At 63.9% G+C, this 16,256-nt stretch carries 5 protein-coding genes; 3 read left to right on the forward strand and 2 right to left on the reverse strand.

Annotated elements, in window-relative coordinates:
• Position 1: 1 nt before the first annotated feature.
• Positions 2 to 9,859 (reverse strand): Ig-like domain-containing protein, encoded by a 9,858-nt coding sequence (locus LBW87_RS13630; protein WP_225202033.1) that lies wholly within the window; start codon positions 9,857 to 9,859, stop codon positions 2 to 4.
• On the opposite strand from LBW87_RS13630, the gene LBW87_RS13635 reads away from it, so the two are divergent.
• Positions 9,858 to 10,400 (forward strand): hypothetical protein, encoded by a 543-nt coding sequence (locus LBW87_RS13635; protein ID WP_225202034.1) that lies wholly within the window; start codon positions 9,858 to 9,860, stop codon positions 10,398 to 10,400. The genes LBW87_RS13630 and LBW87_RS13635 overlap by 2 nt on opposite strands.
• 1 nt (position 10,401) lies before the next feature.
• Here the strand turns inward: LBW87_RS13635 and LBW87_RS13640 are convergent, their stop codons facing one another.
• A complete protein-coding gene (locus tag LBW87_RS13640) occupies positions 10,402 to 11,064 on the reverse strand; it encodes a VTT domain-containing protein (RefSeq protein ID WP_225202035.1) in 663 nt (220 codons plus the stop codon).
• 284 nt (positions 11,065 to 11,348) lie between these two features.
• On the opposite strand from LBW87_RS13640, the gene LBW87_RS13645 reads away from it, so the two are divergent.
• Entirely contained in the window at positions 11,349 to 13,100 is a 1,752-nt protein-coding gene (locus LBW87_RS13645; RefSeq protein ID WP_225202036.1) for a methyl-accepting chemotaxis protein, read from the forward strand.
• Between the two features lie 126 nt (positions 13,101 to 13,226).
• Positions 13,227 to 16,205, forward strand: a complete 2,979-nt coding sequence (locus LBW87_RS13650) for an EAL domain-containing protein (protein WP_225202037.1) — start codon at positions 13,227 to 13,229, stop codon at positions 16,203 to 16,205.
• The last annotated feature ends 51 nt before the right edge of the window (positions 16,206 to 16,256 follow it).

Here is a 16,256-nt window from a genome sequence, read left to right on the forward strand (position 1 = left end):
CTCAGGCCTCTTGCATCGGCAAGGCAGCCACCAGCCTGGCAAGATATTGATCCAGGCCATCCCGTTGCGGCTGTGCGGCCAGGCGGATCTGCTCCGACAGGGCAATGCAGCCGACGCTCTCGGCGGCCGCCCCGCCACCGCTGCCATCGCCACCCGCACTTGCACCGGCGCCGGACTCGCCCACGCGGATGTGGAACTGCGTGGCCACCGCCTTGCCGCGATTGTCGTGCGCCACCACCTTGACGGTGACATCGGCGCTCAAGCAGGCCTTGGCGTCGACGATGAACTTGCCGGTGGCCGGGTTGAAGCTCACCCAGTAGGGCAAGGGCTTGCCATCCTCCCGGGTCGCCGTCAGATAGACGCCGGCACGCTGGTCACCGTGGGCAAAGGCATCCCTGGGCACGAAGAACTCGGTATAGCTGGTCGCGGCCAATGTCTGGTCGCGGATACCCTGAGCGATGACGGGTCCGGCGCCCGGCCCGGCCTGTCCCGACACCGTCACGGCAAAGCCGCCACCCAGCGTCAGGGTGCCCAGCGCGGTAGGGTCCGTCAGCTCGCTGGCCCCATCCTGCTCGGCCGCGACGTCGTCCTGGATGAACAGGTCGCGACTCCATTCGGGCAACGCGAACGGCGACACGGACTCCGCAGGCTCGCTGCCGCTGCCGCCGGCGATATCGATGCCCGACATGCGCCACGACAGCGACGGCGACGACATGAATGCCAGCGCCCGACTCAACGCCGGCCTGAGCACCGACGGCGGCGCGGCCGACACCTGCAGCGTGACGCTGGCGCTGCTGCTGTTGCCGGCCGGATCGGTGAGCACGACATTGACCAGGTAGCTGGCGCCCGGGACCAGCGCCAAGCCGCCGCTGATGGGGGTGGCAGCGGCCAGGTCCAGGGTCCAGTTGCCGTTGGCTGCCACGCCCACGTGGTACGTCGCGCCGCCTACCGTGACCGTCAGTCCTTCGCCGTTATCCACTGCTGCCGTCCCGCCAAACACCGGCTGCGGGCCGCTGGTGTCGACGCGATCGATGATGGGCGTGGCCGGTGGGATGGTGTCGATCACGATATTGGCATGCGTGCTCAACACCGCACTCAATGCCAACTCGGCGTTGACCTGCAGGCCTGCTGCATCGACGATGACGCCGCCATTGAGGGCCATCGCGTTGCCCAGATCGAGTCCGGCGGCATTCTGGCCGGACGCCACCAGATAGGAAAACACCAGGGTCGAGGTGCCATTGCCACCGCTGTAGATGGCCATGCCACCGCTGTTGAGCAAGAAGGCAGGCGTCCCGCCGAAGGTATCGACCACGACCGGGCGATCAAAGGTGACGACGATGATGAGCGTGGCGCCGGCCCCGTAGGCGCCGCTGCCATTGGCGATATCGACATTGAGCACGTGTGGGTTGAGACCATCCACATTGACCGCTGCCGTGCTGCCCATGCCATTGAGGTTCAATATCGCATCGTTGCCTGCGGTATCCCTCAGCGCCCCGCCGTTGGCCACCATGCCCACCACCGTTACTCCGGTCAGGTCGCGCACGTCATTGGACACCACATAGCGAAACAGCAGGCTGTCCGTACCGGAACCCGACACATAGCCGGCCTGCACGGTGCCGCCGACATCGAGCGCCAATGCGATGGAAGCAATGCCGGCACTGCCATTGACGATCACGACCTCGGAAAAGTGGACCGTAAATTCCAGAACCTGACCCAGCGAATAAGTGCCATCCGGCGGCACCGTGACCGAGCTCACCAACGGCGGCGTGGTGTCCAGCATGTAGGGCAGCGACCAGGTCACCCCGGTATTGCCGGCAGCGTCCATGACTTCGATCCTGACCGTTGATCCTGCCGTATCGAACGTGCCGTCGATCATCCACGCCATGCCGCCGATGACGGTATCGGCGCGGGTCCAGGTGGATCCGTCGTCCAGCGACACCTGCACCCACTGTCCGACGCCCAGCGGCGCACTCAAGGTCCCGGCGATGGTGTGGGCCGTGCTGGCAGTCACCAGCGTCCCGGCCAGCATGCCGCCAGGCGACGAGAAGCTCACATCGTTCACCGTCTGGGTCGGCGCCGTGGTGATGACCGTCACACTCAGCGAAGCAGAACGGTTGCTGACGTTGCCGGCGCTATCGGTGGCGGAGGCATCGATCTCGTGCAATCCTTCGACCAGCGCCGTCACCGTAATGGACCATTGCCCGCTACCATCGGCCACGCCCGATCCCAGCACCACCACCCCATTGGAGCCGTACAGCGTCACCGTGGAACCCGCCTCGGCGGTCCCGGTAAAGGTCGGCGCAGGGTTGCGGGTGATGGCATCGTTGTTGGAGAAACCGGTGTCCGAAGCACTGGTCATGACCGGTTCAGAAGGTGCGCTCGGCGCCAGCGTATCGTAGGTGAGCGAAAGCGCAGCGCCCGCCCCGCCGCTATTGCCCGCGACATCGGTATAACTGGCGGCGGCCACGGTGATGCTGGCGCTACCGCTGTTGGCATTGGCGATCGGCGTGAAGACCGCTGTGCGGACTTGGCCGGTGCCGACAATGGAAGACAGCGTACCACCGCTGACCGTCACATTAGCCTGCGTGAAGGTGCTGCCCGGGTCTTCGCTGAAGGTAAAAGTGATGGTCGCGGTCTCGCCGCTCTTGAGGCTGTCGACGTTGCTGGTGATGACCACCGTCGGCGCCGTGCTGTCGATGGTCACGCCCAGGCCGGCCGAGCGGGCGCCCAGGTTGCCGGCGCTGTCGGTGGCGCGCGCGGTGATGATATGCAGTCCCTCGCTCAACACCGAGGTGGTCACCGACCAGTTGCCTCCTGTCGCCACGGCCGAACCCAGCACCGTAATGCCATCGGTGTCATAAAGCGTCACGGTCGTACCGGCTTCAGCCGTGCCGGTAAAGCTTGGCGTGGTGATGCGGGTAATGCCATCGCTGCTGGACACGCCCGTGTCGGAGGCGCTGTCCATCACCGGCGCCGATGGCGCGTTGGGCGCCAGCGTATCGAAGCTGATGCTCGGCGTGGCGCCCGCGCCGCCGCTGTTTCCCACCAGATCGGCATAACTGCCGGCGGCGACCGTGATGGTGGCCGTGCCGCTGTTGGTGCCAGCGGTGGGCGTGAAGATCGCCGTGCGGAGCAGGCCGCTGCCGGTAATGGCCGACAGCGTACCGCCTGTCACCACCACATCACCAGTGCTTCCATTCCAGCCGAACGTACTGCCCGGGTCTTCGCTGAAGGTGAAGGTAATCGTGGCCGTCGCGCCGCTATTGAGGGTCGCGACATTGCTGGTGATGACCAGCGTCGGCGGCGTGATGTCGATGGTAATGGTCAAGCCGCTGGATACACTGCTGGTATTGCCCGAGGTGTCGGTACTCAAGGCATGCAGGGTATGCGTTCCTTCGGTCATGGCCGAGGTCATGATCGACCAGGTGCCGTTGGCCGTCGTCGTGGTGCCGAGGACGGTGATGCCGTTGCTGCCATAGAGCGTGATGGTGACCTGGCTGCCTGGCGTGGCCATGCCTCTGATGGTGGGCGTGGTGCTGTTGGTCATGTTGTCGATGCCGCCGACCAGCGTCAGCGCCGATGGCGCATCCGGCGCCAATGTATCGATACCGAGCAGGGGCGAGGCGGCCCCGCCACCGCCATTGCCTGCTGCATCGGTATAGCTGCCGGCGGCGACGACGATGCTGGCCGTGCCATTGTTGATCCCTGCCGTCGGCGTAAAGATCGCAGTGCGGGTCAGTCCCGAGCCGGCAATGGCTGACAACGTCCCCCCCGTGAGCGTCACATCGCTCAGGGTGAAACTGCTGCCCGGGTCTTCGCTGAAAGTAAAGGTGATGGTGGCGGTGGTGCCAATGACCAGCTTGTCGATGTTGCTGCTGATGGCCAGGGTGGGGGGCGTCGTGTCGATGGTCAGCGCCAGGCTGGGCGATGCGGCACCGGTGTTGCCGGCACTATCGGTTGCGCGCGCGGTGATGGCATGCGCACCTTCAGCCAGCGCGGTGGCGGTGATCGACCAGGTGCCGCCGACGGCCACAGCGCTGCCCAGCACGGTGACGCCATCCGTATCGTAAAGCGTCACCGTGGCGCCGGCCTCGGCGGCGCCGGTGAAGGTCGGCATCGTGCTATTGGTGAGATTGCCCGGACCGCTGATGGCCGGGATCGATGGTGCATTGGGCGCCAGGGTATCGTAGGTCAGTGCGGGCGCGCTGCCGGCTCCCCCGCTATTGCCTGCGGCATCGGTATAACTGCCAGCAGTGACCGTGATGCCGGCCGTGCCGCCGTTGATGTTGGCCGTCGGTGTAAAGACCGCCGTGCGGGTCAGTCCCGCGCCGGAAATGGCTGACAGCGTACCGCCCGTGACGGTCACATCGCCCAGGGCGAAACTGCTGCCCGGGTCTTCGCTGAAGGTAAAGGTGATGGTGGCGGTGCCGCCAATCTTGAGGCTGCCGGCACTGCTGGTGATCAGCACCGTCGGCGACGTGGTATCGATGACGATGTTGGCCTTCACCGACAGGCCGCTCACATTGCCCGCGCCGTCCGTGGCGGTCGCATGCAGGGCATGGCCGCCTTCGGCCAGGGCTGTGGTGGTGATGGACCAGGTGCCGCTAGTGGCCACCGCCGCTCCCAGCAGGGTGACGCCATCGCTGTCATAGAGCCTGACGGTCGTGCCGGCCTCGGCCGTGCCGGTGAACGTCGGCGTCGTGTTGCGGGTAATGCCGTCGTTGTTGAATACGCCGGTGTCCGATGCGCTGCTCATCACCGGCACTGAAGGTGCATCGGGAACCAGCGTATTGAAGCTCAACGTGGGGGCAACACCTGCGCCCCCGCTGTTACCCGCCGCATCGGTATAGCTGCCGGCCGCCACCGTGATGCTGGCCGTGCCGCCTCCTACATGGTCGGTCGGCGTGAAGATCGCCGACCGGGTCAGGCCGGTACCGGTGATGGCCGTCAGCGTGCCACCGCCGACTGCCACATCAGCCTGCGTGAAGGTGCTGCCCGGGTCTTCACTGAAGGTAAAGGTGATGGTCGCCGTCTCGCCGCTCTTGAGGCTGCCGACGTTGCTGGTGATGATCATCGTCGGCGATGTGGTATCGATGACGATGTTGGCCTTCACCGACAGGCCGCTGACATTGCCCGCGCCGTCCGTGGCGATCGCGTGCAGGGCATGGCCGCCTTCGGCCAGGACGGAGGTGGTGATGGACCAGGCGCCGCCAGTGGTCACCGCCGTTCCCAGCAGGGTGACGCCATCGCTGTCATAGAGCCTGACGGTCGTGCCCGCCTCGGCCGTGCCGGTGAACGTCGGCGTCGTGTTGCGGGTAATGCCGTCGTTGTTGAATACGCCGGTGTCCGATGCGCTGCTCATCACCGGCACCGACGGCGCATCGGGAACCAGCGTATTGAAGCTCAACGCGGGGGCGGCACCTGCGCCCCCGCTGTTACCCGCCACATCGGTATAGCTGCCGGCCGCAACCGTGATGCTGGCCGTGCCGCCCCCCACATGATCGGTCGGCGTGAAGATCGCCGACCGTGTCAGGCCGCTGCCGGTGATGGCCGACAGCGCGCCGCCGCTGACTGCCACATCAGCCTGTGTGAAGGTGCTGCCCGGGTCTTCGCTGAAGGTAAAGGTGATGGTGGCCGTCTCGCCGCTCTTGAGACTGCCGACGCTGCTGGTGATGAGTACCGTCGGCGCCGTCGTGTCGATGGCCACGCCCAGGCCGGCCGACCGAGCGCCAATATTGCCGGCACCGTCGGTGGCGCGCGCGGTGATGGTATGCATGCCCTCGCTCAACACCGAGGTGATCAACGACCAGTTGCCCCCTGTCGCCACGGTCGAACCCAATACCGTGACGCCATCGCTGTCATAGAGCGTCACGGTAGAGCCGGCTTCGGCCGTGCCGGTAAAGCGTGGCGTGGTGATGCGGGTAATGCCGTCGCTGCCGGACACGCCGGTGTCCGATGCGCTGTCCATCACGGGCGCCGACGGCGCATTCGGCGCCAGTGTATCGAAGCTGAGCGTGGGTGTGGCACCCGCGGCGCCGCTGTTACCCGCCACGTCGGTATAACTGCCGGCGGCAATGGTGATGCTGGCCGTGCCGCTGTTGGTGCCGGCGGTGGGCGTGAAGATCGCCGACCGGACCAGGCCCGCGCCCGTGATGGCCGACAGCGTACCGCCGCTGACCACCACGTCCGCCAGCGCGAAGGTATTGCCCGGGTCTTCGCTGAAGGTGAAGGTGATGATGGCAGTCGTGCCAATCCTGAGGCTGCCGACGTTGCTGGCGATGCTCACGCCCGGCGCTGTCGTATCGATGGCGACCACCAGCCCCGCCGAGCGCGGACTGACATTGCCGGCCGCATCGACAGCGGCGGCCTGCAGGACATGCGTGCCTTCGCCGAGCGGCGCTGCCGTGATCGACCAGTTGCCGCTGCCGTTGGCAACCACCGAGCCCAGCACGATGTTGCCGGCGCCGCCGATGGTGTCGTAGAGGATGACCGTGGCCCCCGCATCTGCGGTGCCGGTAAAGGTGGGGGTGGTATTGCGGGTGATGGCGTCGCTATCGGAAACCCCGGTGTCGGACACGCTGCTCATGACCGGCTGAGAGGGCGCATTCGGCGCCAGCGTATCGATGGCAAGCGTCTGCGCGGCACCGGCGCCACCGCTATTGCCGGCGGCATCGGTGTAGCTGCCGGCAGCGACCGAAATGCTGGCCACACCGCCGTTGACATCGGCGGTGGGCGTAAAGAGCGCCGACCGCATCAATCCCGTACCGCTGATGGCCGACAGCGTGCCGCCACTGATCACCACATCGCTCAGCATGAAGGTGCTGCCCGGATCTTCGCTGAAGGTAAAAGTAATGGTGGCCGTCTCGCCGCTCTTGACGGCGTCGAGGTTGCTGGTGACGAGCACCGTCGGCGCCGTGACATCGATGGTCACGCCAAGCCCGGCCGAGCGGGCGCCAATGTTGCCGGCGCTGTCGGCGGCGCGCGCGGTGATGGTATGCACGCCCTCGCTCAACGTCGTCGAGGTCACCGACCAGTTGCCCCCTGTCGCGACCGTCGAACCCAGCACCGTGACGCCATCGCTGTCATAGAGCGTCACGATGGAACCGGCTTCGGCCGTGCCGGAGATGGTCGGCGTGGTGATGCGGGTAATGCCGTCGTTGTTGGACACGCCCGTGTCCGAGGCGCTGTCCATCACCGGCGCCGAAGGCGCATTCGGCGCCAGCGTATCGAAGCTCAGCGTGGGCATGATGCCGGCGCCTCCGCCATTGCCGGCCGCATCGGTATAGCTGCCGGCGGCCACGGAGATGCTGGCGCTGCCGCCGTTGGTATTGGCCGTGGGCGTAAAGCTGGCCGTGCGGACCAGGCCGGTTCCGCTGAGGGCCGACAGCGTGCCGCCGCTGACGGCCACATCCCCCAGCGTAAAGGTGTTGCCCGGGTCTTCGCTGAAGGTGAAGGTGATGGTCGCGCTCTGGCCGGCCCTCAGCGTGGCCACGTTGCTGGCAATGGACAGACCCGGCGCTGTCGTGTCGATAACCACCACCAGCGCGGCCGAGCGCGGGCTGACATTGCCTGCCGCATCGACCGCCGCGGCCTGCAGGACATGCCGCCCTTCACTGAGCACCGCGGTCGTGATGGACCAGTTGCCGCTGCCGTTGGCCACGGTCGACCCCAGCACGGTGACGCCGTTGGTGCCGTAGAGAATCACCGTGGAGCCGGCCTCGGCCGTTCCGGTGAAGGTAGGCGTGATGTTGCGGGTGATCGCGTCGCTATTGGACACACCCGTATCGGAAGCGCTGCTCATCACCGGTGCCGACGGCGCGTTCGGCGCCAGCGTGTCATAGGGCAGCAGAAAGGTGACGGCAGCGCCGCTGGCATTGCCCGGGATATCGAGATAGCTGCCAGCGGCCACGGTGATGCTGCCGATGCCGTTGTTCATGCCTGTGGTCGGCGTGAAGATGGCGGTACGGCTCAGGCCGCTGCCGACCAGGGCCGACAGCATGCCGCCGGTTACCACCACATCACCGCTGGCGCCGTTCCACGTAAAGGATGAACCGGGATCCTCGCTGAAATTGAAGGTGATGGTGGCGGTCTCGTTGGCGGCCAGACGACTGGCGTTGCTGGTAATGACGACGGTAGGAATGATGTTATCCACCCAGACCGGGCCCGATGTCCTCATCGTGATATTGCCCGCATTGTCCATGGCCGTCACCGACGCGCTGCGATTGAGCGCATCGATGGTTCCCGCCACGATGGTGTAGCTGGCGCTCCATAAGCCACCGGCATTGGTGGCCGCCACGTTGGCGCTGCCGCCGAACTGGCTGAAGTCCACCCTGACATTGATGATCACATCGCTGTTGTTGTCGCCCGCAGCCGTGTCGTTCCATCTCACGGTGACCACATCGCCGATCTTGTAGGCGCCACCGGCGCCGGTGGCGCCGGCAATCGATATCTGGCCAGTGGTGACGGTGGGGGCGATATTGTCGACGCTCAGGTTGCTGCTGTCGGTGCCGGTGGTGACCACACTACCGTTGGACGCACGCACCGAGACATTGCGGTTGACCGCATCGATGTTGCCGGCGGTGATGGTATAGCTGGCGCTCCAGATGCCACCGGAACGGGTGCCCGCCACGCTGGCGCTGCCGCCGAACTGGCTGAAGTCGAAGGTCGCGGCCACGATGCCGCTGTTGTTGTTGCCACTGCTGCCGTTGTTCCACCGCGCGCTGACCGTGTCGCCGATCTTGTAGACGCCACCGATGCCGGTGCCGGTAGAGGTAATCGAAATCTGGCTGTCGGTGACGACAGGGAAAAGTTTGATATCGCTGACGGAAAAATTCTGGTAGACGACGTTGAGCCCACTGAACTCGAACTTTACGACATCGTTGAACACGGAATCGGCCTCAGAAATGGAGATGTAGCTACTGGGCCTGAAGTTATAGGTACGCGTTACCGTGCTCCCATCCGCGAATGTCCCCGTAAGGGTGGAACTGCCGGAACCATATGCATAGATGATCAATCCGTTTAAATCGAATGTCCCATTGATGGACATAACGATCTTCCCGGTATCGAAAGAACTTAGATCAGTGCTGTAGATGCCTGGAACCGTGCGATTGTAGAAAGCGATGTAGGAACCATTCGATGTCGAAACGAAGTTGAATAAAACGCCGTCGATATTCTTGGTAAACGATTTTGTCGCCCCGCTCCCCACATCTGCGACAGTAATCGTGGCAACCCCCAACACACCACTGTAGCCATCGACCTCCAGGGCACGCACCTGGATGTCTCCTGTGTGCGACTCCAGCACCCAATTGGCCCCCAGGCCGGCGGCACCGGTGGCATCGGTCGATGCGGCCACATCGGCGCCGGTCAGCCGTGCGATGTCGTTGACGAACAATTGCCCGTCGTCGCCGGCGGCGATGTCGCAGCCGTACAGCAACAGATCCCCGCCGGCATTCAAGGCATGGCCGATGTCGGCCAGTTGCGCCTTGACCGACGCCGATGCCAGCGCCATCTCGTCCAGCACCAGGGTGCCGAGGTTGAGCATGCCCTCGGCGCCGTGCGAGAAGATGTGGATGGCGTCATAGCCGGTGTTTGCCTGCGCCCATTGCGCGATCTGCGCCAGGCCATCGGCGCTGCCGTCGAATTCGACGATGGCCACCCCGGCCCGGACCCCGGCTTCCAGCACCTGGACATTGACCAGCGAGGTATCGACGAACACCACTTCTTTCTTGCCGTCGTTGACGCCCGGGTCGGCCACCCGCACCAGATGCGCCGCTGCCGCTTCGGCGACATGGGCCGCATCATGCGCTTCACTGTCATGCGCGGCATCGACGGCGACGGCGACCGCAGCGGCGTCGAACATGATGCGCTGTTCCAGCGACAGCAAGCGTGATGCGCGCCGTAATGGCGGACGTCGCGATGGTGTGGATGATGTAGATGATGGACGTGACGCGTGCGACACGCGAAAAGGAACGCGAGTTTCATTCATGACGATCCCCCTCAAAAGCGCCAATGAAATGCAGACTGCTGAATTGCCGTGCGTCGAAGCTGTGCCGACTATCCTGTGCTCACCGAGTCACCCGACGCTTCCCCGGCGTCGTCGACCCAGCGCCCATCGAGGTCTTGAAGAGACTGATGGAATTCTGGCGTGTGGCAAAGCGAAGAAAGTAATCTTTTCAATTACCGTCCCGCTTCAGATCCTTGCACTGGCAAGCAACCATACTTGCTTAGTTTTACAAAGCCGGCAAGGAAAGATTGAAATAAATGCAAAACCCGGGATCAGGGACAAGAGGTGCCCTGCCGCCGCCATCGTCCGCTCGCAACGGCATGGCGATCATTTAAATGCCTGGCGGCATCATCATCATCGGCCTGTCTGCGTGGCCCATGCGAGAACACGCGGCTAACTCAGGCGCTATGTACCTTGCGCTTGCCACGCAGCTTGCGATAGAGCTGCCACCCGGCACCGGCGATGATCGGAATGATGGCGCCGATGATGCCGATGATGACCAGGGTATTGAGGTTTTGCTGGACCATCGGAATGTTGCCGAAAAGATACCCCAGCACCACCAGACCAACGACCCACAGCAAGGCGCCGATCACGTTGAAGAACTGAAAGCGGGCAAAGCTCATGCCCGAGACACCCGCGATGAATGGGGCGAAGGTGCGCACAATGGGCGTAAAACGCGCGATGACGATGGTCTTGCCGCCGTGCTTCTCGTAGAACGCGTGCGTCTTGCGCAGCGCGTCGGGATTGAGCCAGCGGTAGTTATGGGTATAGACCTTGTGCCCGACCAGCGAGCCGATCCAGTAATTGAGGGTGTTGCCGGTAATGGCCGCCACCACCAGCAAGAACATCAGCAGCCAGATGTTCATGGCGCCGGTGGCGCAGAAGGTGCCGGCGATGAACAGCAGCGAATCTCCTGGCAGGAAAGGCAACACCACCAGGCCGGTCTCGCAGAACACGATGAGGAAGAGCACCGCATAGATCAGCGGGCCGTACTGCTCAATCAAGAAACCGAGATATTTGTCGACGTGAATCAGCACGTCCAGCAACTGCAGATAATCCATAAACCCAATCGTCTCTAAACCATCACCTGCCGGCGCCCCCTTGCTGACCGACCCGGCCTTCCCTTGTCGGCAACAGCGCCGGATGACGCACGGCGCGCCATCCCGACGAAGAATAATACACCAACACTCCTGCCATCCCTTTGCCGTTTTTCGTCGGCTTTCAAGCACAGTCGGTTAACCCTTGATAAAGCACCTGACAGGACTTCAGAATCAGGGGCAGTCGTCCGATAACCATAAACGCGAGTTTTGAATACGCGCATAACATTACAAATACCAGGGGAAATATGTTGAGCCTTAACCTCAAGAACACAAGAATCGGCGTTCGCCTCGGGATGGGCTTCGCGATCATGGTGATATTGCTGGTCGGCGTCGGGGTGCTGGGATTGACGCGCATGGCCGAGCTCGACCGGCGCATGCAAGAGGTGACCACCGGCGCCTACCCCAAGACGGTACTGGCCAATGACGTGATCCTGCAGGAAAACGTGATCCTGCGCGCCGTGCGCAACCTGTTACTCATGTCCGACCCAACCCAGCTGGAGCAACAGCAGGCCATCATCGCCAAGGCCATCACCAAGATCGGTGCCGACATGCAGGGGCTCGACAAGACCATCAACAGCGCCGGCGGACGCAGCATCTTCAATGAAATCCAGCAGGCGCGCACGGCCTACATCGCCAGTAGCGACAAGCTGGCCCAGCTCATCAAGGACGGGCGGCGCGACGAAGCCATCGCCGCCATGTACGCGCCGGCCGAGCAGGGCCTGCGCACCAGTTACCTCGACAAGGTGGCTGCGCTGGTGAAGTTCCAGGATCAGCTGATGCAGGATTCGGCCGCCGCCGTACGCGCGCAGTACGAGAGTGCGCGCAATCTCACGCTGGGCCTGATGTTGCTGGCGATCGCCTTTGCCGTGGCGGTGGCCTGGGTCCTGACCCGCAGCATCACACAGCCGCTCAACCACGCCGTGCGCCTGGCACGCACCGTGGCCGAAGGCGACCTGACCAGCCGCATCGAGGTCAGCGGCCGCGACGAAACCGCCGAGCTGCTCACGGCATTGCAGAGCATGAATGGCAACCTGCAGAAGATCGTGCTGCAGGTGCGCGAATCGACCGACACCATTACCACCGCGTCGGGCGAGATCGCCACCGGCAACCTCGACCTGTCCTCGCGTACCGAAGAACAGGCCAGCTCGCTGGAAGAAACCGCCTCGGCCATGGAACAACTGACCTCCACCGTCAAACAGAACGCCGACAACGCCCGCCAGGCCAACCAGCTGGCCGCTTCAGCCTCCGACGTGGCGGCCCAGGGCGGCAACGTGGTGGGCGAGGTGGTGCAGACGATGGGCTCGATCAACGAGTCGTCGCGCAAGATCGTCGACATCATCAGCGTGATCGACGGTATTGCCTTCCAGACCAATATCCTGGCCCTCAATGCTGCGGTGGAAGCGGCCCGCGCCGGCGAGCAGGGGCGCGGCTTTGCGGTGGTGGCCTCCGAAGTGCGCTCGCTGGCGCAGCGTTCTGCGGCAGCCGCCAAGGAAATCAAGGGGCTGATCGACGACTCGGTGGAAAAGGTCGGCAACGGCAGCCGCCTGGTCGAGCAGGCCGGCATCACCATGAACGAGGTGGTCGACAGCGTGCGCCGGGTCACCGACGTGGTGGGCGAGATCTCATCGGCCAGCCAGGAGCAGAGCGACGGCATCGAGCAGGTCAACCATGCCGTGTCGCAGATGGACCAGACCACGCAGCAAAACGCCGCGCTGGTCGAACAGGCCGCCGCTGCGGCGCAATCGCTGCAGGACCAGGCCAACCGTCTCACGGCAGTGGTCAGCGTGTTCAAGCTCGACAACCACGCAGCCCCGGTCAGGACTGCCGCCCCGCGCGCACCGGCCGCGCCGGTGACGCCGGTCAAGAACACCGCGACACCGCCCAAGCCGGCGCCAGTCAAGGCGCGGCCATCCGTGGCATTACCCGCCAAGCCTGCCAAGCCGGCCCTGCAGTCAAAGCCGGCCAACGACGATGCGGGTGATTGGGAACAGTTCTAAGTCAATTCCACATGGCAACTTTCTCGTCGATGCGCCAGAATGTAAAAATGACTTATGATCAGCAGCAGCGATGCTCACCGGAGAATTGCATCGCCACCGACCAAGCAAGCAAGGGGGAAAGCGGCGATGCATGAGAACGGGCCGTTCATCACTGAATTGAATCGCCAGCAATCCGGCGACGAACGCGGCGCCTTGCTGGCGGCGCTGTCTCGTTCCATGGCCATGCTTGAGTTCGCCGCCGATGGCACGCTGCTCGAGGTCAACGACAACTTCCTGCGCCTGCTCGGCTACGAGCGCCACGAGCTGGTCGGCCAGCATCATCGGGTGCTGTGCGACGCGACCTACGTCACCACCGAGCAATACCAGGATTTCTGGCGCCACCTGCAGCGCGGCGAAGTCATCTCGGGCACCCTGCAACGCATCCGCAGCGACGGCACCACCTTGTGGCTGGAAGCCATCTGCAGCCCGATGCTCGACGACCAGGGCCAGTTGCTCAAGGTCATTTCGGTGGCCGCCGACATCACGGCCCACATCGACGATTCGCAACAGACCCACAGCGTGCTCAACGCACTGAACCGCTCGCTGGGGGTGGTCGAATTCACGGCCGATGGCATTATCCTGGGCGCCAACAGCAATTACCTCAAGACCATGCAGTATCTGGCGGCCGAACTGATTGGCCAGCCACACAGCCTGCTTTGCCACGACGATTACGCCAACAGCCCCGAATATGCCGCCTTCTGGCGTGACGTCTGCTGCGGCCGCTTCTTTTCGGGGCGGTTCCAGCGGCGCGCCCGCAACGGCCGCACCGTGTGGTGGGAAGCCACCTATTCGCCGGTGCTCGACGCCCATGGACACCCGATCAAGGTCATCTGCATCGGCGCCGACGTGACCTACCGCGTCACGCGCGAAGTCAAGGACCGCGAGCATCTGCACCTGTTATCGCTGGGCATCAACGAGACCGACAACGCGGTGATCATCACCGACGACCAGAACCGGATCGTCTTCCATAACATCGGCTTTACCCGCATGCTGGGCTTTCAGGCCCAGGACGCCATCGGCAAGAAGCCGCATGAACTGTTCGTCAACTATCCTTCGTTCGTGCGCTCGATCGAAGCCTGCCATAGCGAACTGCTGGCCGGGCGCAGTTACCACACCGAAGAATTGATCCACGACATGCACGACCAGCCGCTCTGGATGTCGGCGGTGGTCAACCCCATCCTCGATGGCGAAGGCAAGCTGATCAATGCGGTCTGCGTGATGACCGACATCACTAATACCAAGGTGCATGAAGTCCTGCAGTACAAGGTGCTCAATGCGATGGCGCGCGACTCGTCGCTGGCCGAGCAGATGAACCTGCTGTGCGAAGAAGTCGAACGCGTGGCGCCGGACGTGCTGGCCTCGATCCAGCGGGTCGATGACCAGGGGCGGCTGCACACCCTGGCCGGCCCCAGCCTGCCGGAGACATTCAACCGCGCGCTGGATGGCCTGCAGATCGGCCCCCTCATGGGCAGTTGCGGCGCCGCCGCCTTCACCGGCCAGCCGGTATCGGTGGACGATATCGAGACCGACCCGCGCTGGACCGACTATCGCGAACTGGCGCGCCAGCACGGCCTGCGCGCCTGCTGGTCGACCCCGATCAAGACCGCCGACGGCCGCGTGATCGGCACCTTTGCCTTTTATTATCGGATGCCGCGCCACCCGAACGCCTTCCACCGGCTGTTGGTCGACGCCGGCCTGCACCTGTGCGCCCTGGCCATCGAACGCGAAGCCTCGCGCGCAAAAATCCACCAGCTGGCGTTCTACGACGCCCTCACCGGCCTGCCCAACCGGGCGCTGCTGCTGGTGCAGGCGGGCCAGGCGATTGCGGCGGCCGAACGCAGCCACAGCACGGTGGCGGTGCTGTTCATCGATCTCGACCGTTTCAAGCAGGTCAACGACTCGCTGGGGCACCAGGCCGGCGATGAGCTGTTGCGCACCGTGGCCACGCGACTGCAGGTCCAGGCGCGCCGTTCGGATATCGTCGGTCGCCTGTCGGGCGACGAATTCGTGGTGGTGCTCAACCAGTACGATGCCAACCACCTGACCGATGTCGTCAAGCGCATCCAGGACCATCTGTGCGAGCCCTGCCACATCAACGGCACGCCGCTCAATCCATCGGCCAGCATCGGCGTGGCCATGTTTCCGGCCAATGGCAGCGACATCGAAACCCTGCTGCATCGGGCCGATATGGCGATGTACCAGGCCAAGGCGGTCAACCGTGGTCGCTTCAGCTTCTTCAGCGACGAGATGAACAGCATGGCTCAGGAGCGCCTGGCGCTGGAAGGTGCGCTGCGCGACGCCTTGCGCGGGGGCGACTTCGTGCTCCATTACCAGCCGCAGATCCATCTCCGGCATGGTGGATTGCACGGTGTCGAGGCGCTGGCACGCTGGCCGCATCCGCAATTGGGCAATATCTCGCCGGGGCGCTTCATTCCGATTGCCGAAGAGTGCGGCCTGATCGGCGAACTCGGCAAATGGGCGCTCGAGGAAGCCTGCTTCCAGCTCTCCGACTGGCGCCGGCGCGGGATCCAGGTGCCATCGGTATCGGTCAACCTGTCGGCCACCAATTTCCACGACCTGGAACTGCCGCAGTTCCTGGGCGACTTGTTGCAGCGCCATGCGCTCTCGCCCAGCGATCTGTGCATCGAAATTACCGAAACCGTCCTGATGGACACCAACCCCAGCACCAACCGCACCATCGCGGCGGTGCACGAGATGGGCGTGCCACTGGCCATGGACGACTTCGGCACCGGCTACTCCAGCCTGGGCTACCTGCGCAAGCTGCCCGTAGGCGAACTCAAGCTGGACCAGAGTTTTGTGCGCGACATGGCCAAGGACGAGACCGTCAGCGCGCTCACCAACGCCGTCATTCGGATTGGCGAAAGCCTCAAACTGACCGTGGTAGCCGAAGGCGTCGAAGAACTCGAACAATGCCTGCTGCTGCAACAACAGGGATGCGACGTGGCGCAGGGTTATTATTTTTCGCGCCCGCTGTCAGCAGAAGCATTGGAAGACTGGCTTAGGAATTTCTCTCGCCACCCAATCGCCGATGGTGTTGCAAGATAGTTACTGAGTGCGCAAAAAACTAACGAAATAATCACAAATACTTCGACTTGA

It is taken from the genome of Herbaspirillum sp. alder98 (assembly GCF_020179755.1).
Lineage (GTDB): Bacteria > Pseudomonadota > Gammaproteobacteria > Burkholderiales > Burkholderiaceae_D > Herbaspirillum.

Coding starts and splice junctions, on each gene's coding strand:
- LBW87_RS13650 (WP_225202037.1), top strand. CDS start 13,227: ATGCATGAGAACGGGCCGTTCATCACTGAATTGAATCGCCAGCAATCC.
- LBW87_RS13630 (WP_225202033.1), bottom strand. CDS start 9,859: ATGTTCGACGCCGCTGCGGTCGCCGTCGCCGTCGATGCCGCGCATGAC.
- LBW87_RS13640 (WP_225202035.1), bottom strand. CDS start 11,064: ATGGATTATCTGCAGTTGCTGGACGTGCTGATTCACGTCGACAAATAT.
- LBW87_RS13635 (WP_225202034.1), top strand. CDS start 9,858: ATGATGCGCTGTTCCAGCGACAGCAAGCGTGATGCGCGCCGTAATGGC.
- LBW87_RS13645 (WP_225202036.1), top strand. CDS start 11,349: ATGTTGAGCCTTAACCTCAAGAACACAAGAATCGGCGTTCGCCTCGGG.